We start from the raw sequence: 20,304 nt of genomic DNA, 5'->3' as shown, positions 1-20,304 counted from the left end.
AGCCACTCTCTAAATAATGGAGGATTATTAATTGCATACAAATAAAGGAAAAACTTACAAACTCATACATATTTTTGCGGTGTTTTTAATGCTAGTATCTGTCATCTTGCCTGCATCTTCACAGGTAGAGGCAAGTGAACGAAATCAAAATCAATTGAACAAAAATTTATTAAAAGAATTTGAGACAACGGAAAAGGTAACCTACTTGGTTAAATTTAAAGAAAAGGCTGATACGACAAAAGCCATAAAAACAGCGGAAAAACATGCCAGTAATAAGAATCTCAGTAAATATAAAAGAGCCTTGACAAGAGAAAAAGCGGTTATTAAGTCGCTAAAGGAAACTTCTAAAACATCACATCAGGATGTCTTATCTTACTTAAAAGAAAAAGTTAAAACTGGTGAAGCTTCTGATATCCATTCCTATTTTATTGTAAATGGAATGGCGGTTACGTCTACAAAAGAAGTGGCGGAAGAGATAGCGTCATTTAGTGAGGTAGAAAAAATACTGCCGAATAAAAGACGTCAGTTGATTACTAATGACGTTAACCGCCTTAAGAAAGGAATTGATGATAAGAAAAGTATAGAATGGAATGTGGATCGTGTTGGCGCACCTGCTGTCTGGAACGAGGGGATTGACGGCGCGGGCGTTGTAGTTGCAAGTATTGATTCAGGAGTACAATGGGATCACCCAGCTCTGAAGGAAAAGTATCGTGGCTATAATGCTCAAACAGGGACTGTCAACCATGAATTGAGTTGGTATGACGCCCTGGATGAATCAGATATTCCGTTTGATGATGTCGGCCACGGGACACACGTTACCGGTACAATGGTCGGATCTGAGACGGACGGATCTAAGAATATTGGTATGGCCCCAGGCGCTAAATGGGTTTCCGTCAAGGCATTTGCAGAAGAGGGAGGCGGAACTGATGTAGATCTATTAAGAGCTGCAGAGTGGATTATGGCTCCAAAAGATGCAAATGGCAATGAACATCCCGAAATGCGACCGGACATTGTAAATAATTCTTGGGGTGGGGGAACCGGTTTAGATGAATGGTATCGAGATGTCGTAAAGTCATGGCGTGATGTAGGGATTTTCCCGGTTTTTGCTGCTGGTAACATAAGTATGTACAACCCTGGTGGTCCCGGATCTGTAGAAACGCCTGCGAACTACCCGGAATCGTTTGCGGTCGGAGCAACTGATAGTGATAATATGATTGGTGATTTCTCTTTAAGAGGACCATCTCCGTATGAGGAAATTAAGCCTGATATTGTTGCACCAGGTGTGGCGATTTACTCATCTGTTCCAGGAAACGATTATGCGGACAAAAACGGAACGTCGATGGCAACACCTGCTGTGTCAGGAGCTGCAGCATTACTTCTTTCTTATGACGATAGCTATTCGGTTAAACAAATAGAGAATATATTAATACAGACTGCTGAACCACTTACGGATCAAGATCACCTTGAAGTACCAAACAACGCGTATGGCCATGGGTTGGTCGATATTTTTAATGCTGTTTCTTCTAGTCGTGAGGGATTGGGAACAATAGAAGGTCAGCTAACTGATACAGAAGGTAATCCTGTTACACAACCGGGATATATAACTGTTGAGGAAACAGACCGAACAGTCAGAACAAAAAAAGATGGCTCATTCACCTTGGTTCATCCTGTAGGAACTGTCACATTAAAGACAGATGTATATGGCTATCACATACAGAAAGAACAGATTCAGATCAAAAAAGATGAAACAATTCAAGCAAAATTGAAGCTAGAGGAAATATCCAAGGGCACATTAAGTGGACAAATTAGTGATATTAACACAGGTAATACTGTTGAGAATGCTACGTTACTGCTGAAAGAGGACGAAAATGTTGATCCAGTTCGATCAGATGAAAAAGGAAGATATATGCTAGAGGCATATATGGGACATTATACACTGATCGTAACTGCACCTGGGTATAAGGATCATGAGGTAAAAGTTGATCTCAATGAAGGGGAGCAGACGAAAGATATTTCTCTGGATCCTTATTACACATATCCAGGAGATGAAATAGGCTATGACAATGGTGTCATTGATAATGGTAGCATGTATTTTGGCGGCGGTGCCGGGTGGGCGGTAAAAATGACTTTGCCGGATGATCATGAATCAGCTGTTGTCAAGGAGGGCGTATTCGCATTCATTGATAAAGGTTTTTCTGAGGAATTGGGAACAGAATTTGCAGTAGAAGTGTGGGATGCAACAGGCCCAAAAGGTATGCCAGGCGAGAAACTTGCTGGTCCTATCGATGCTGAGGTCACTTGGGAAAATGAATGGACAAGTGTTGATCTAAGTGAAGAAAACATAAAAGTAGATGAAGAATTTTATATTGTCTATGTTCAGACAATGGAATATCCAAACGCACCAGGACTCGCGACAGATAACGGAAACCCATATGCTGGAAGAAGCTATCAATATACGGATGGAAGCTTTTACCCGGCATTTGTAGAAGACGGGAATTATATGATACGTACCCGCGTTGATTATAAACTCGACCAGCCCGTCATTACTTCTCCTGAAGATGGTGCAGTAACGAGTGAAGATACAATTACAGTACAAGGAACCGGCTCACCGTATACGGCCATTCAGTTAATGAATAATGAAAAAGATGCTGGTGAAGTGGTAATAGATGAAGATGGTACGTTTGAGGCACAAGTAGATTTAATGAAAGACAATAATGAATTAAAAGCTATATCCACCGTAGAAGGAAGCGAGTTGGTAGAATCAGATTCAGTTACGGTTACACGGGAAAAACTGAACATTATCAATATCGAGCCGGCAGAAGACCAGTATTTAACACCGGGTGATAAAGTGAAAGTGACATTTGAAAGCAATGCCAAAGGGGGAAAAGCGAACTTCCATGTATCATTGCCATCGGCAAAAATGGCTGATACAAACGCAAACATGGAAGAAGTTGAGCCTGGTGTTTATGAAGGTATATGGACAACCCCAAAAAATGTAAATTTGGAAGGCGCGGAAGTAATTGTCTCACTTGAAAATAAATCTGGTAATGTGGTAACGGCAACCGCCGGTGGAAATCTATTTATCTATCCTGATAATGTAGAACGTATCTCCGGAGATCTACGCTATGACACCGCAATTGAAACTAGCAAAAAAGGTTGGGACAAGGCTGATACTGTGGTCCTCGCACGCGGGGATGAATTTGCTGACGCCCTTGCGGGCGTACCACTTGCCCACGAGCTGGACGCACCTATTCTACTGACACCGACTGATGAACTTTGGGAAGGAACAGAGGAAGAGGCAGCCCGTTTGGAAGCGAATAAAGTGATCATTCTCGGTGGGGAAAACGCTATAAACGCTGGTGTAGAACAAACATTGTCTGACTCAGGTCTTGATGTCCGGCGGATTAACGGAGCAGACCGCTTCGAGACGGCGACATTGATTGCAAAAGAAGTAGCCCCTAATGGGAGCAACAAAGTAGCCGTGGCCAATGGAATGGACTTTCCTGATGCGCTATCTGTCGCGGCCAGTGCAGCACAGGAAGGGATGCCGATTTTGCTAGCCAAAGAGAGCTGGCTGCCAGAAGCAACAAAAGAAACGGTCAAAGACTTAGGGGTTGAAAAAACCTATGTGGTCGGCGGAACAACAGTCATTAACGATGATATCACCAAGCAATTGCCGAAAGTTACACGTCTTGCAGGGGATGACCGCTACGACACGAATATTAAAGTGCTTGATCATTTCGAAGCCGCCAGCAAGCACATGTATGTTGCAACGGGCAAAAACTATGCGGATGCTCTGACAGGTGCAGTCCTTGCAGCAAAAAATAACAGCCAAATCCTGCTTGTGCATGACAAAGTACCAGATCTGACGGCAGACTATATTTCAAGCAAAGGACTCAGGCATTTATCAATATTTGGCGGTAAAGTAGCTGTAAGTGACGAGGTTGCAATCGCATTTAAAAGTATTATGGAGTAGTTTTTCACTTGAAATTGCTTACATGAGAGTGATTTAAACGAGCTCAGACATTTCTGCCCCTTATATAGGGGCAGTTTTTCATGTCATAGAAATATACGTTGAATTAGTTCCGAAAATAAACATTTTCATTTATTGAATGATAGCAAGCTGTATTTCATAAAGAAGGTTTGTTGCTTGTCGCCCACAATATTTGAGAAAGCACAAACATACACCCTATCTAAAAAAATTTTACATCCAAATGGAAAAGGAATACCATAGGGTATGAGATTACGTTAAATTAAAAGCTTGATATGTTTGTGTTTGAAACTCAGTACTTTTATGAAATAGTATACAATTTAATCCGATTGATTTTCCAAGCAGCTTTGTCCTATAGTTTAATAGATAAGACCCCTCCTCCTGTCGAGTTGAATTGGTCTTAGATTTGGATGGCCCTCTACCTTATAATTCTCAAGATATTTTCATTTCACAAAGGATCACATGCTTTTCCTGTAAGGACACACAAATGAGGTGTATTTAATGAATAGATTTATGGTTGGATTGGTAATCTTACTTGTTATAGTCATTGGTGCGTACTTCTTGGTTTTTAATAACGGAGATAACAAGTCTGATTTAACACTAAAAAAAGGAATGATCAGCAGATGAAACAGCGCTTTAATCCTGGAGAAGGTCAGCAGAATAGTCATAAGCTGATCTTTATACTTAAAGAGAACAATGAGAAGAGTGACGGAATACGAACTATTAATTATACAGTGAAAAATGACAGCGCCAAAAGAGTGAAATTGGAATTTAGCTCTAGTATGAAATACGATTTTTATATCACTGACGAAAACGGTAATGAAGTATATCGGGATTCGAAAGGAAAATCATATCTCCAAGTCCTTCAGTATATCGACTTGGGATCAGGGGAAGCGGAAACATTTAAACTTAAATTACCTGAACTCGATCCCGGTGAATATACGTTAACGGCTAAACTGGCTGCAAAAGGATATGGTAACAAGGGATCTAGTATTGAAATTTCAGTGAAGTAGAACAGAATATTTTTGAGTGAGTGTTGTCTATAATGGCTATCACTAGATTAATCATTTATTTTAAAGGCAGCTTAGTGATAGTCGCTGCTTAAAACTCAGTTATATTTCACGGCTTATGACTATTATTGTCTACCCCTTTAGGCTTTTATGGAAAAGCCACTCCAAGCCACCTCCATTCCTATTGTTTCAATGCCAACCTTCTCGCTTTTTACTTTTATAACTTTATATGTGTAAGCGTGAATTGCTTTCTCCGACGTGCATCTTCCATCGATTGAGTCTACCTTAATATCCATCAATTAAATGGATTCAGGGCCATCGTAGTGTTCATTGCAACTTTATAGTTTATTTTCTTTTTTCGAATGAACATTAAATTAACCACCCTACTGCTCTATGCAAGATCAGAATTGAAAAAGAAACTTATAAGATTGCAGACATTTGTCGAATAATGCAATAAATAGGGCTCGAATTTTAGGTCCAATCAGACTTAATGTGTCATTCTTAATTGATTAAATCGTTTGACTATAATGGAAAAATCTACTATACTATTATCAATCGTAAATAGAGAGGAGGTTAGTAGCTAAAATATCTAAAAATTTAAAAAATAGGAGGGGAAGTCGTTTGAAGATTAAGAGAATACTTGTATTGTTATTAGCGTTTATGCTTGTGTTTTCCAATAGCACCTTTGCTGCTACTGGTTCACTTTCGAAAAATGCATCATCAAAGAAAAGTGAAATCGTTAATAACAAGCAAAAATTCATGGGGAACGAGAATGATGAAAAGTATAATGATGATGAAAAGGTACGAGTGATAGTTGAGGTTGAGGGTAATCCTGCGATTACATACGCAACCGAGAAAGGGAAGAAATTCAGCAGTTTAGCTGAGTCCCAAAAAACTGACCTGCAGGAAAAAGCACTCAAGACTCAGCAGAATGTTAAGGAAAATATAGCGAATAAGAAAGTTAAAGTGGAATATGAACAAAGTTTTACGACTGTATTTAATGGGTTCAGTGGTATTGTTGAATATGGAGATTCGAAACGAATTGAAAAGCTACCAGGCGTAACAAGCGTTACAGTGGCAACCGAGTATGAGCGTCCAATCGTCGAACCGGAAATGAAATACAGTAAAGAGCTTGTTCAAGCTCAGCGTACATGGGACGAATATGGGTATGATGGTGAGGGGATGGTTGTTGGTGTTATTGACACAGGCATTGATCCCACTCATAAAGACATGGTGCTTACAGACCCATCTAAGGCTAAGCTGACAGAAGAAAAAGTTGCATCCGGTAATTATCCCGGAAAGTTCTTTACAGATAAAATTCCATATGGATACAACTATATGGATGAAAGTTATGAGATTCGCGACATTGGTCCTGAAGCTTCTATGCACGGCATGCATGTTTCGGGGACGGTGGGAGCAAACGGGGATGAAGACAACGGTGGTATTAAAGGTGTTGCCCCTGAAGCTCAGTTACTTGCGTTGAAGGTTTTTGGAAATGATCCACAAATGGGATCAACTTGGGGTGATATTTATATTAAAGCGATTGATGATGCCATCCAAATGGGTGCTGACGCTCTTAATATGAGCCTAGGCTCTACAGCAGCATTTGTTGATTCAGATTCTCCCGAACAACAGGCCGTGAAAAGAGCAGTTGAAAATGGTGTTATTATGTCAATCTCAGCTGGGAATTCGGCGCATTTAGGGAATGGGCACTGGAACCCTTATGTTACGAATCCAGATATAGGTGTTGTTGGAGCTCCAGGTGTTTCGCATGACTCATTGCAAGTAGCTTCGTTGGAAAATGAGTTCATAGATTTGGAAGCTTTGACATATGGATATGGAGAAGAAAAAGGCAAAGCAGGATATTTATCCGCAGGTAATATACATCCTTTTGATCTTGAGCAAAATACTTTTCAGCTTTTAGATGCAGGTTTAGGGAGCGTTGAAGATTTCGAAGGCAAGAATTTCAACGGTAAATTCGCATTGATTCAGCGCGGAGAGTATGCATTTACTGAGAAGACTTTAAATGCACAAGCTGCAGGTGCTGCTGGCGCTATTATTTACAACAACACCGATGGAATTGTAAATATGGCGACAGAGGATACAATAAATATACCTCAGATGTTTATGTTAAAATCCGACGGTGTTTTATTGGCTGAGCAGTTGGAAAATGACAGTGAAGTTACCATTACCTTTGGGGATGAAACAGTTAAAATTCAAAATCCGACAGCAGGACAGATGTCCGACTTCACTTCTTGGGGTCTTACACCGGATCTTGATTTCAAGCCAGAGATTACTGCCCCAGGTGGAAACATTTTATCGACACTTCAAGATGATCAATATGGTGTCATGAGTGGAACATCTATGGCTGCACCTCATGTGGCAGGAGGTTCTGCCCTTGTTTTGCAACGTGTAGACGAAGCGTTCAATCTTGATCATCGGGCCAGAGTTGAAATGGCTAAAAACCTTTTGATGAACACATCTGAAGTCGTTAACGACAAAGGATATGCCCAGTCGGTTCTTGAACAAGATAATCCTTATTCGCCACGTAGACAAGGGGCCGGTCTGATGCAACTGCATTCTGCTATTAAAACACCTGTAGTTGTAACTGAAAAGCAAACGGGTGAAGCGAAAGTCGCATTGAAAGAAGTCGGTGACCAATTCAGTATGACACTTGAGGCTAAAAACCTTACGGATGAAGCTGTATCATATGACCTTGCAGCAAATGTCCAAACTGACTTTGCTTTTAATGGGGTGCTCGGGAATGCTTTTCTGAGTGGTGAGTTGGATAAGCTTGAAGCTCAAGAAGTTGTGGGTGCTAAAGTGAACTTAAATAATGGCAAGGAAACAGTCGAAGTACCTGCCAATGGTTCTGTTACGGTTGATGTTCAAGTAGATCTATCCGAAGCAAAGGTCTTCAGTGAACCTGGAGCAGATCCGGTAAAACCAGAAGAAATCTTCACAAATGGATACTTTGTGGAAGGTTATGTCACTTTGACAGACTCTGATGATGTGAACCCGAGTTAAGTGTTCCTTACGTAGGTTTCAAAGGAGATTGGAACGCTCCACCAGTGCTTGATAAGCTTGCTTATGACGATAATGATTCTTTCTATGAAGAAGGAACCTTAGTATATGAAGGCGCCGATGGTTACTATACTCTAGGATATGATCCAGTTAGCGAAGAGCGTAAAACTGAAAAAATCGCTATTTCGCCTGATGGAAACGGCGAACATGATCAAATCATTCCAGTATTATCTTACTTGCGTAACGCTAAAACAGTAGAATACAATATTCTGAATCAAGATGGCAAAGTGGTACGGAAGTTGCTCTCAGAGAACGAGGTCAGGAAAAATTATTTTGACCGAGGTATTGGGGAAGCCTATAGATTTGACCCTTCAATTAGATGGGATGGCAAGATTAATGGGGAAACAGCTGAAGATGGTCAGTACTATTTTGAAATAAAAACGGCCATTGATTTCCCTGACAAAGAAGCGCAATCACTTAAAGTCCCAGTCACGGTTGATACTCAAGCACCTACAGTTGAAGCTTCGCTAGACGGGACTACTCTCAATGTTGAAGCAAAAGATGATGGATCTGGTGTTGCTTATTACCAAGTAATGATAGATGGCGACGCGTTAAAACCGATTTATGGATCTGATACGAAACAAGTGGAGCTAGATGAATCACTTATCTCAGACAATACGGAGGTCGCAATACTGGCTGTAGACTTTGCAGGCAATTCTACAGCACATGTTGTGGGTGACGGAGAAGGCCCTGTTATTGAGATATATGTGCCCGGAACATTTGAAGTTATGTCTGACAATCTCGTATATGTGTTAGGTCTTGTCTCCGATGACAGTGGAATCTCCGAAGTAACTGTTGAAGGTGAACCGGTAGAACTCGAATCGTTTGGTGGCGGGACATATTTGTTTGAGGCAGAAGTTGAATTTGAAGACGGTGTTCACCCAATTCATATTACAGCTACTGATATCAATGGTAACGTAACGAAACTGGCGAACAGCCGGACAATCTTTGTAGATAGTACACCGCCAACACTTGAAACAAAGGCGCCTGATTATGTAGAGCATGACACAGCTAAAATTACACTTGAATCACTCATCACTGACAACTTTGAGGAGTTGCGTCTGAAAGTTAACGGCAGTGAAGTCTTCTATAACGAAATGGCTGAGAATCAAATGAATCAGTTCAGCACAACAGTTGAAACGGAAGTAGATCTTGAACCTGGTAAGAACACTTTTGATCTTGAACTGACAGATCTTGCCGGGCATGTAACAACTGAAGAGGTTACGGTTTACCGTGCTGAGTCAGGTGAAGATCGTGTTTCACGCGTTTCAGGTGAAAGTCGTTATGACACTGCTGTTGAAGTCAGCAAAGAAGGTTGGGACAAAGCGGATGCAGTTGTATTGGCGCGCGGTGATGATTATGCCGATGCATTAGCGGGTGTCCCGTTGGCTAAACAAAATGATGCACCTTTATTGCTGACCAAAACAGACGCACTTTCCCCTGTGACTAAGGCTGAAATCGAAAGACTCGGCGCTAAAACAGTTTATCTCCTTGGAGGAGAGGGTGCAATAAGTGCAGATGTTGGGAAGCAATTGAAAAAAGAAGGAATTAAAGTAACTCGCATTTCAGGAAAAGACCGCACTGAAACAGCAACTGAAATTGCTAATGAAATAACAGGCGGTTCAGCTTCGGAAGTCGTGCTTGTAAATGGTTATAACTTCCCTGACGCTTTATCAGTTGCTTCACATGCAGCAGATCAGGGATTGCCAATCTTGCTCACAAAGGATGACACCTTATCCAAAGCCACTAAAAAAGCAATGTATGAATTAGGCGTAAATAAAACATTGGTAGTTGGTGGTACTGTAGCAGTATCTGACTCCGTTGCTGCCGAAGTTCCTAATGCATACAGAGTATCTGGTAAAGATCGTTTTAGCACAGCAGTTGAAGTAGCTGAACATTTTGGAGTCGATTCAAAACATTATAATGTTACAACTGGAATGGATTACCCTGATGCCCTATCAGCAGCTGCATTGGCAGCCAAAGAAGGAACAGGTACAATTCTGGTAGGGAACATTGTGCCAGAAACCGTAAAAGATTTCGTATCTGAACAAGGATTCAATACCTTGACCATTATTGGTGGTACGGCTGCAATTGATCCAGAAATAGAAGTCGAGCTAAGCAAACTTCTCCAAAAGTAACTAAATTTTAAAAGAGACTGCCGTTCTTCGGCAGTCTCTTTTAAATGCATTTAGTACCTGGAATATTTACAGAAAGATTTGATCATGGTGAATCGCTTAATTGCGGGGAAGGTGATTCGGTTAAAAGTGCGCCAATAAATGAAAGAGAAATACGTTTTCTGTTAGTTAAAGCGATAGCCAAAACCAACAGAAAGGGGTTCTTCTGATATCTACTTTAACGCAGCAAGGGTCAAATAGAATGCACTTTTTAAACCAAGAGCATCGATGAGATAATCTTCTTAGATCATTACTCAGGTTATGCGATGCCTCTTAAAGACAAAAGGATAGAATGGAAGCAAAAGTATACCATCAAGCAACCAGCGTGGTGTTGACTGGTGCCCATAGGTTCTGTCCCATTTGCGGATTAACTGCTTAGCTGTCGATGGATTTTCGGAGATCCGTGCTGCCATAAGCCAAGTAAACTTGTTCGAAGTAAGTATATGTCAACATTGATTCTGCAAAATGTGCACGACACCATTTGGCGATACTTACATCGTTTTAGTGCCAAGCATCAATTGATTAGCTAATAACGGCCAAGCTCCTCATCAAACAATATCTTTCAATATATGTATTAGGACTTTATCATCATTTTAAATAATTTACTATATTCTGCAAGATTCGACTGAAATTGACAAAGGTATTATGATAGAGTGAATTTTAGAAGTTTATTATATTACAATTATAGAAAGGTGGGATACTTATCTAATTGTTGCTCATTATAATTGCCAGAATGCAGTTCGGCTAGCGTACCATCTACAAAGGGGAGGATTTATTTTGATCAGACGTAAGAAACAATGGATCAGGTATGTATCGTCATTTTTCATCGTAGTGCTCGTGGTTGGTCAGCTGATGCCTTATGTAACTTTTGCAGAATCCAAAAGCCAGAAGGAAAATGATTTTAAAGCTTTTATTCAGCCCGAATTGCAGGAAGCATTTGTTGAAGACGACTTTGTTCAATATCTCGTTATACTTAAAGATCAGGTAGATACCAATGAAATTGCTGATAAAACCGAGCTTAGAGCACAAAATCAAAGTCTATCCAAAGCGGAAGTAAAGGTGAAGAAACAAAAGACAGTTGTAAGCAGTTTAATGGAAAAATCAAAGTCCACTCAAAAGGGACTAGAAGCCTATTTAGAGAAAGCAACCAAAAATGAGCATGTTAAAGCATTTAACAGTTATTATATCGTCAACGGATTTTCTGTGACCGGTGACGTAGATAGTATGGAGGAGATCGCTCAATTCTCTGAAGTAAAATCTGTTCTTCTTGATGAAGAGAAAAAGTTGATACTCCCGGAAGAACAACCTGATCAACAGAAAACAGAAAAGTCTGCTGCTGAAGATGTGGCATGGAACATTGAGCGAATGGGCGTCCCTGAAGTATGGGACAGAGGCTACGATGGTGAAGGAGTCGTCGTAGCCAATATCGATAGTGGTGTAGATTGGGCACATCCAGCTCTGAAGGAAAAATATCGAGGGTATGACCCTGATCATCCAGATGATCCAAACCATGAATTCAACTGGCATGACGCTACTTCCAACATAGGCGTGCCGGTAGATTCAAATGGACATGGGACACATACAATGGGGACCATGGTTGGTCAAGAGCCAGATGGTAGTAATAAAATAGGGGTTGCCCCCAGCGCTAAATGGATTACAGCACGCGCATTCTCAGGGGGGACCGGCAATGATTCCGACATACTGGAAGCTGCAGAATGGATTCTTGCCCCTAAGGATGAAAACGGTATCCCACACCCGGAAAAAGCGCCAGATATCGTCAATAATTCCTGGGGAGGTAACCCGATCGATAATGACTGGTTCCGTCCGATGGTACAATCGTGGAAAAGTGTCGGCATCGTGCCTGTTTTTTCAGCGGGCAATGCATCACTTTTCATGGGAGCCGACCCAGGCACTATATCCTCACCAGGTAATTATCCAGAATCAATTGCTGTTGGTGCTACTGACGAAGATGACAACCTGGCAAGCTTCTCATTGCGGGGACCGACAGAAGGAGGAGAATTAAAGCCGGATGTTTCCGCTCCCGGTGTTAATATCCGTTCGGCCTATCCTGGCGAATCATGGGATGAATATGAATATAAAGTATTGAATGGTACATCAATGTCAGCACCAGCTGTTGCTGGTACCATAGCATTAATGAAGCAGGCGGATGAAGAACTGACAGTTGATGCTATTGAGGACATACTGAAGGTCTCTGCTGTCCCAAGGACAGATGATGAATATCCAGATTCCCCCAATAACGGCTATGGATATGGTCAAGTGGATGCGAATACTGTCATGCAGGCAGTGGAAGAGGGTGTCGGCACGATCAAGGGACAGATCGTCGGAGAAGGGTCTGATAATGAAAACCCGACATTTGACCATGAACCACGTGAGATATTATTTAAAGGAGAAGAAGCTTATTTCTCTATTCACGCGTCTGACAATATCAGTGTGAATCAGGTGACGTTGACACTGACAAGTGAAGACGGCTCAAAAAAGAGTTATAAAGGTGACCGTAGCGACGGAGACCATTTGGAAGGATCTTATGAAGTGGTAGTTCCACCGGAAGATATTTCAGGAAGCGAAATGGACTACCAATGGACTATTGCAGATTTCAGTGGCAGAAATGTCAAGAGTGAAGTCTATACGACAGAAGTAAAAGAAGGTGTAACAACTGGATATAGCGAAGACTTTGAAAGTTATCCTGATGGCTGGTATTCGTTTGGAACATTTGATACATGGCAGTGGGGAGAACCCGTTTTTGGGCCGGACAGTGTTTCTTCCGGGAAAAAAGTGATGGGTACAAACCTAGACGGTAATTACGACATGGATACCGATATGACACTTATGATGCCTCCAGTGCTTGTGGAAGATGGTACAAAATTACGCTTTCAACAATGGTATCATCTGGCACCGTTTGGATGGGACGTTGGAACTGTGTACATCTCAACAGATAAAGAAAATTGGGATGCGCTGTTAGAGATCCAAGATGAAAACCAAAACTGGCATGAGGTCGGTATCGATCTTTCAGACTACGCAGGCAAGAAAGTCTATATTGGCTTTAATCTTACATCACTCGATAATGAAAGACCTGGGTGGTATATTGATGATGTAAAGCTTGTCAATGACAAAACGTCAGAAACTGAAGTGACAGAGGAAGGAGAAACTGGTGTATCACTTAGAGAAGGGGAAAAGTCATTTCCAATAACTTCTTCACAAAACAATGATATCCTACCGTTAGATGCAACGGTTCAAGTTGAAGAAACCGGGTGGAAGACAAAAGCAGACCCGCAGAATGGTGAATTCACCATTCACCACAAACCAGGAGAATATACACTTAGCATTAATGCTTATGGATATGAGTCCGTGACAGAAACTGTATCTCTTTCGTCACGAGGTACCATTTCTCCTGAAATATCCATGAAAGCAATGCAGAAGCAGACGATCACGGGAAAGATAACAGATCAATTTGGCAATGGTGTGGATCAAGCACAGATCTTCCTTCTTGAGGATGATCAAATCAAACCGGTCAATTCTGCACCTGATGGCACATATAAACTGGAAGCATACGAAGGTGAGTATACCCTACAGGTTTATGCAAAAGGCTTTTATAAGGGAAGCAAAACAATCACCATTAAGCCAGGTGAAAATTTAGATCTTAATCTTCAGTTGACCCCGTTTTACACCAATGATGACTCAGAAATAAAATACGATAATGGGTCCTATGGCAAGAATCTTGCAATGGGGAAAAAGGGCAGTGGTTTTGCCGTCAAAATGTCTCTCAAAGAAGGGGAGGAAATGGCGATGCTCAAGGGTGCGAAATTGCAGTTCTGGGCTGACCATGTACCTGTCCCGGGTGGAGACGATATAGTCATCTCTGTATATGACGCAACTGGTGAAAATGGCTCCCCAGGTAACAAGATTGCCGGACCATATGAAGCAAAAGCTGAACGTGATCTGTACTCATGGACAGAAGTTGATTTGTCAGATAAAGGCATTGTTGTTGAAGGAGACTTTTATATTCTCTACACACAATATGCTGATTACCCTTATGTTCCAGGGTTTGTTGCTGATGGTGATAAAGACAATGCAACAGGGAGAAGTTGGGATTATTTCGGTGGACAATGGTTTCAGGCAGAGGACGATGTCGGTAACTATATGATTCGCTCTGTTGTCGATTATGGTGATGATGCACCAAATCTTGAGAAACCAGTTATTAACAAACCTGAATTCGGAGAATTAACAAATGATGCAAGCATCGAATTAGCAGGAGATGCGACACCGGATTCAGCAATCGAAATTACGAATAATGGTGAAAATATCGGTGAAACGGAAGTGGATAGTGCTGGTCAATTCACTTTAAATGTCGACCTTGATGAAGGTGAAAATAAATTGCGAGCAATCGCAGTTTCCGGTGGTACACCAGTGGCTGCATCAGATCCTGTGTCTTTAGTACTGGACACCAAAGCGCCGGAGCTGACAATCGACAGTCCTGATGATGGTGAAACAATTAATGAAGATACAGTGCTGGTTAAAGGAACTGTTTCTGATGACCATTTGGACTGGGTTCGGGTTAATGATGAAAAAGCCGAACCTGAAAATGGCACCTTTGAGGTGGAAGTCGCTCTTAAAGAAGGTGAAAATAAAATTACCGCAGAGGCAATGGACAAAGCCGGAAACAGCAGTGAAAATTCAATTACGGTCGTTTATGAAAAGGGGAATATCGGGGAGATTTCCCCGTTAGACGATCAGCATGTATTTGCTGGTGAGGAAGTTGCAGTTTCGTTTGAAAGTAATACCGAAGGTGGGGACGCCTCATTCAAAATTGCACTCCCAGCAGCACTCCAATCCGAAAACGCAACGGATCATGCTATGGTTGAAACGAAACCAGGGTTTTATGAAGGCACATGGAACGTTCCTGAACATCTGCATGTCGAAGGTGCAGTCATTGAAGTTCAGGTGACCAGTGAAGAGGGTGTACTAGCCACCGGAACAGCAGAGGGGAGAGTGTACGTCACAGAGGAAACAATCGACCGGATTGCCGGTGATATCCGCTATGATACCGCCATAGAAATCAGCAAGAAGGGCTGGGATGAAACGGAGACTGTCATTTTGGCGCGCGGGACCGAATATGCCGATGCACTTGCAGGTGCACCATTGGCCCATAAACTGGATGCTCCCATTTTATTAACACCAACTGATGAACTATGGGGCGCCGCTATGGAAGAAATTGATCGCCTTGGGACATCTAAGGCAATTATCCTGGGTGGATCGAACGCCGTCAGTGATAATGTTGTAAGCGAGCTGGAAGACAATGGTCTCGATGTGGAGCGTATAGCGGGGAAAGACCGCTTCAAGACAGCGGAGAAAATCGCCAGAAGAATGGCGCCCGATGGAGCAAAGAAAGTAGCGATAGTGAATGGCATGGATTACCCAGATGCATTAACTGTCGCATCACATGCCGCAGAGTCTGGTATGCCAATCTTGCTTGCGAAATCGGAGTGGATGGCTGAGTCCACTGTTGATACCATTACAGATCTGGACGCAACGAAGAGCATCGTTGTTGGAGGCACACAGGTCATTGAAGATGAATTACTCAATGAGTTGCCTGCCCCTCTCCGCCTTGCAGGGCAGAACCGTTATGAAACAAACATTGCCGTTAACGAACACTTCGGCGTGGACAATGCGCATATGTATGTAGCAACCGGCAGGGAATATGCAGATGCCTTAACCGGTGCCGTGCTGGCGGCAAAAGACAATAGCACTGTCTTGCTTGTACATGAACAAGTTCCTGAAGAAGTGGCAACGTACATTCAAGAACAACATGTGAAGCGTCTAAGTATCTTTGGTGGCCAGAACGCCATAAGTAAAGGTGTATTTAGTGAATTAAAAAAAATGTTACAATAAAACGTATAAAAAGGAGCTCGTCTCAAATGGTGATGGGTTCCTTTTTTATTGTTGTTTGGGTAATTTTAAAAGATGCGTCACTTGTGATTAACTTATAATCACAAATTTTAGTATCATAGTTTCTAGTGAAATCTATGAAAACCGGACAAAGAAAAGGATGCAATTGTTTGTTCCACATTCACCATCTGATGTTTTGATGTATAAAACCCTGTTAGCTTGTGTCATTATATAAATCGAGAAGAGAATGTGTTCGGTTGCGAGTGATACATGGCTCTAAACTGATTTTTTTAGTCAGATAAGAAATTGGATTTACCAGCAAGTAAATGTACCATAGCGACTATATTTTTATAAGAGCGATAACCTTTGCCTGTACGCTTAGCTGCTTGAAATAGACTGTCAATACCTTCTAGAGTTCCATTATTAAGTTGAGATTAAAACCACTGCATGACACCAATATATTGAGAATTCCTTCACATTGGGTGCATAAGGTAATCCCCACTGGATCTAATCTTCCAACACCATTGGAGCGGTTTGGGAGGGGGATTGATATATATTTTTTAAGGCATAGTGCCATGTGGTAATCCTTAGATGTATCCAGTTATCTTTCAGCTTGTCTAGCATCGTTTTTGTTTTTGTAAGGGTTTTTCAATTTTCAACCATACGTACCATGCGTTCTGTCCTCCGAACATCATCGATGGCCCTGTTTGCTTCTTGGATGATGTGAAAATTTATTTATCAAATGTGATGGTAGCTCCAGGAAAATACTCAGATGTACCTTTAATAAAAGCTAGTAACATGCTCATAATGAACCAAACTGATTTCTTTGTGCTGATATCAAGGACAATAATTAATAAAGTCCAGAAGGAAGTCAACACCATATAAACTTCCCTCTGGTTTCGACTGAGAAGGGATTGAAACCGGATAAACCAATTTCTCCATGTGTCTCGGGTTTGTTATAGTCTTTCCATATATGTAGCAAAAAACCCAGACACCATCGAAAGGTGTCTGGGTTTCCAAATGATCTTATTCTACTTCTAAATGGCTCTTTAATTCCTGTTCAACCACACCCAGCGCTTCTTCGTCCAACTGATACAGATACATGCCGCCAGGGCCTGTGCTGTCATGACCATGGAGAGTGAAGGTTTCAAGGTCTGGACCGCCACCTTTCAGACCGTAAGATAGCAATTTATTCATTTCACTGAACTCCATATTGGTCTCCATATTTTCACCAACACTTTCGATCATGTCGTCAATTTTAAAGACGGAGCCAAGAGACAAGGATTGTTTCATAACAGCCTTGATCACTTCCTGCTGGCGTTTGCCCCGTTCGATATCGTTGTCGTATTTACGAGTGCGCGCGAATGCCAGTGCTTCTTCTCCGTTGAGTTTCTGTTCGCCAGGCATGAGATGAATAGCGTTTTTCCGGTCTTTGGAGTCCTGTTCCCAAATTTCATAAGGCACGTCAATCGTTACCCCGCCAACGTCTTCAACCACTTGAATAAATGCTTCGAAGTTAAGTGTGACAAAATAATCCACAGGCACGTCAAGCAGGTGTTCAACAGTTTCCATTGCAGCTTTAGGACCTCCATATGCATGAGCATGGTTGATCCGCGTTTTGATATCTTTGTACGGGATATATACATAAGAATCTCGCGGCATACTGAGCAGTTTGACGCTTTTTTCTTCTTTATTCAGTGTGGCGAGCATCATCGAATCAGATCTTGGGTCCCCGTCGTTTTTACGCTTTTCGCTGATATCGATACCCATGATTAGGATAGATACGTTGTGTTTGCCGGGGTCTACGGCCTCATCCCGTAAATCTGACTTCTCTCTGTCAATGTCTTTAACGGCATCAGAAAATACGGAATCAGCTTTCAACCATAATGAACCAGCGTATACACCGACTCCAATAAAAGCCAGTAAAAATGGCATTAAAATAAGCCATAATCGTCTTCTTCTGCGGCGTAATTTGTTGCGCCTTGCCGAACGGACGTTTTGGTGTTTTGTCATAGTGATTCCCCTTCTGAAAGCGACACGCGCTGTCATGCAGTCTTAATTATAGGTTGTACGGTCATGCTGATTTTATGAGCTATTCCGTATTGTACAGTAATTATGAGAAACCGTACATCACACCTATATTACATTTCAATGAAAAATAAGTGTGAATCCTTTAGACGTTTCAGACGCCGTAAAGGTTGCACAATTTCTGTAAAGATTTGTCGATCGTTATTTCACCATTTGCTGATCCAGGTCGGTCTGATTCAGGAAACGGGCAACGTTAAAGCTGGATTGTCCGTTAGAGTACCGGTTCCACGCTTCGGCAAATCGTTTGATCTCGTTTTTGTCAAATTTGCTTTCTTGGACGATGCGAATAATGTCTTCGGTCGTGTAAGCGATTGGACCAGGCATATCAATCTGATATTGATACAACAGACCGCGTGTGTTTTTATATTCCTGAAGATCGTACGCATAGAAAATCATGGGACGTTCCAGAAGGGCAAATTCACACGGGATCGATGAATAGTCTGTTATCAGAATGTCTGTAATAAGCAAGATATGGTTTGCGTCATAGTAGTCTGATACGTCGTAAACAAATGAATCAAGTTCCTGGCTCAGATGGTAAGTGACAGCAGGGTGGTTTTTAACAAATAAAACGTACGCGTCACCAAGTTTTTCATACATTTGCTTAATATTCAGCTGTATTTTATAGTTATCCAGTTCATCATCACGAAACGTAGGGGCATATAAAATGACTTTCTTTGTTTCTATGACAGGGTACATTTTGCGCAATACTTTTATAATGTTTTTTTGTTCATTGCTATCAAAAAAAACGTCTGTGCGCGGTACGCCGGTACGGATGATGGCGTCATCTCCCAGAGAAAAACTTTTTTGAAAGATCTGTGCCATTCTCTCAGATCCTGCAGTTACATAGTCAAATCGACTATATACATTCTGGAACCTTTGTTTTGCGCGTTTTGAACGATTTGAAATGGACGGGTCCATCAAGGCGAACCGCTTCAGGGCGCCGACTGCATGCCAGAGTTGGACACAAACGGTTCCAGGTTTGAAGTTGGTTACAGCCAAAAAACCGAAATAGTTGTCCACAATGACGGTTTTAGCAGTGGCCAAGTGATAGATTGATAGGAAATAGGCAAAGGGATGCTTGATGTCGAATGGTACAATGTCAGCAACTGAAGCATCAAATGCATACCGGCATTGGCTGTCTTTCAGAATAACCACTCTTTCATCTGAAACATCCCTTATAGCAGAGGCTGTATAATAAATGTTATCACCAAATGACGCCACACAGACTGTCTTGTTCTGCTGCGGAAATAATTTTAGCATGCTGAACACAATCCGGAAGAAGAACAAGTAGGCCGTGATGGCCGCTTCTCTAACCATTGTTCACCTTGTTAAGGTCCTTTTTGATTTTGGTCGTTGAAATGCCGATCGTTCTTGGCAAGTAGACCACATCACAGTGTGCTGACAGAAAATCAAACTCACCTTTCCAATCGTCTCCCATCACGAACAGATCGATGTCATGCTTTTGCACGTCTTGTGCTTTCTGACCCCATGTTTCTTCAGGGATGACTTCATCCACATAACGAATGGATTCGAGAATTATTTTTCTATTTTCATAGGAATGGTAGGCTTTTTTATTTTTAAGGGCATTGAATTCGTCAGTGGACAGGGCCACGATGAGATAGTCACCCATTGCTTTTGCCCGGCGCAGGATATTTATATGTCCAGTATGAAGCAAATCAAATGTGCCATACGTGATGACTTTTTTCATTACAGATTCTCCTTCATAAAAAAATCTTTTACTCTATAAAGCTTATCATTATTATAATACCACAGATTAACAAAAACTTAACAAAGATTTTTCAATTTCATGACTGGCAAAAGCTGTTTTTCTAAAAGAATTGTTGATTTGACAGTTGATCCTTTGATAAATAGTAGATACAAAAATGCGAACCAGTAAGAGCTTAGCTCATAGTCAAGATGAGAGCATCGTGATTTGCGCTGCGGGAAGTCGCTTTCCGCGGGCACGGCCTCAGCCTCCTCGCGGAAAGACCACCGCTGTGGGGTCTTCGGACTCGTGCTGTTCCCGCAGGAGTCGACTTCCCTCCGCTCCAAT

At 41.7% G+C, this 20,304-nt stretch carries 8 protein-coding genes; 5 read left to right on the top strand and 3 right to left on the bottom strand.

The annotated features are described in order from the left end of the window. Nucleotides 1-31: 31 nt before the first annotated feature. The 5 genes from JNUCC1_RS05170 to JNUCC1_RS05155 all read left to right on the top strand — a co-directional run bounded on the left by JNUCC1_RS05170 (nucleotide 32) and on the right by JNUCC1_RS05155 (nucleotide 16,166). Complete coding sequence (locus JNUCC1_RS05170; protein ID WP_156644432.1) at nucleotides 32-3,976, top strand: S8 family serine peptidase; 3,945 nt, start codon at nucleotides 32-34, stop codon at nucleotides 3,974-3,976. Between the two features lie 638 nt (nucleotides 3,977-4,614). After that, nucleotides 4,615-5,004, top strand: coding sequence for a BsuPI-related putative proteinase inhibitor (locus tag JNUCC1_RS05165; RefSeq protein WP_156644431.1), 390 nt, complete (start codon nucleotides 4,615-4,617; stop codon nucleotides 5,002-5,004). A 618-nt stretch (nucleotides 5,005-5,622) separates the two neighbouring features. Further along, complete coding sequence (locus tag JNUCC1_RS18960) at nucleotides 5,623-8,028, top strand: S8 family serine peptidase (protein ID WP_269448133.1); 2,406 nt, start codon at nucleotides 5,623-5,625, stop codon at nucleotides 8,026-8,028. 44 nt (nucleotides 8,029-8,072) lie between these two features. Beyond that, a complete protein-coding gene (locus JNUCC1_RS19175; protein ID WP_197431639.1) occupies nucleotides 8,073-10,223 on the top strand; it encodes a cell wall-binding repeat-containing protein in 2,151 nt (716 codons plus the stop codon). A gap of 813 nt (nucleotides 10,224-11,036) precedes the next feature. After that, a complete protein-coding gene (locus tag JNUCC1_RS05155) occupies nucleotides 11,037-16,166 on the top strand; it encodes a S8 family serine peptidase (protein ID WP_156644430.1) in 5,130 nt (1,709 codons plus the stop codon). A 1,023-nt stretch (nucleotides 16,167-17,189) separates the two neighbouring features. Here JNUCC1_RS05155 and JNUCC1_RS05145 read toward each other — a convergent pair. From JNUCC1_RS05145 to tagD, 3 genes are all read right to left on the bottom strand, one after another. Beyond that, nucleotides 17,190-18,176, bottom strand: a complete 987-nt coding sequence (locus tag JNUCC1_RS05145; protein ID WP_156644429.1) for an LCP family protein — start codon at nucleotides 18,174-18,176, stop codon at nucleotides 17,190-17,192. Nucleotides 18,177-18,392: 216 nt separating this feature from the next. Next, nucleotides 18,393-19,568: a CDP-glycerol glycerophosphotransferase family protein gene (locus tag JNUCC1_RS05140; protein WP_156644428.1), complete on the bottom strand. Its 1,176-nt coding sequence runs from the start codon at nucleotides 19,566-19,568 to the stop codon at nucleotides 18,393-18,395. After that, entirely contained in the window at nucleotides 19,561-19,959 is a 399-nt protein-coding gene (tagD, locus tag JNUCC1_RS05135; protein WP_156644427.1) for a glycerol-3-phosphate cytidylyltransferase, read from the bottom strand. Before tagD ends, JNUCC1_RS05140 begins: the two co-directional genes overlap by 8 nt. Between the last annotated feature and the right edge of the window lie 345 nt (nucleotides 19,960-20,304).

The sequence above is a fragment of the Lentibacillus sp. JNUCC-1 genome (assembly GCF_009741735.1).
Taxonomy (GTDB): Bacteria; Bacillota; Bacilli; order Bacillales; family Amphibacillaceae; genus Lentibacillus_B.
The sequence above is the reverse complement of the archived record's forward strand: the minus strand, read 5'-3'. Positions and strand labels throughout refer to the sequence as shown.

What these genes read in the sequence shown, in the direction of transcription:
- JNUCC1_RS05165 (WP_156644431.1), top strand. Translation starts at nt 4,615, where the DNA reads ATGAAACAGCGCTTTAATCCTGGAGAAGGTCAGCAGAATAGTCATAAG.
- JNUCC1_RS05145 (WP_156644429.1), bottom strand. Translation starts at nt 18,176, where the DNA reads ATGACAAAACACCAAAACGTCCGTTCGGCAAGGCGCAACAAATTACGC.
- JNUCC1_RS05140 (WP_156644428.1), bottom strand. Translation starts at nt 19,568, where the DNA reads ATGGTTAGAGAAGCGGCCATCACGGCCTACTTGTTCTTCTTCCGGATT.
- tagD (WP_156644427.1), bottom strand. Translation starts at nt 19,959, where the DNA reads ATGAAAAAAGTCATCACGTATGGCACATTTGATTTGCTTCATACTGGA.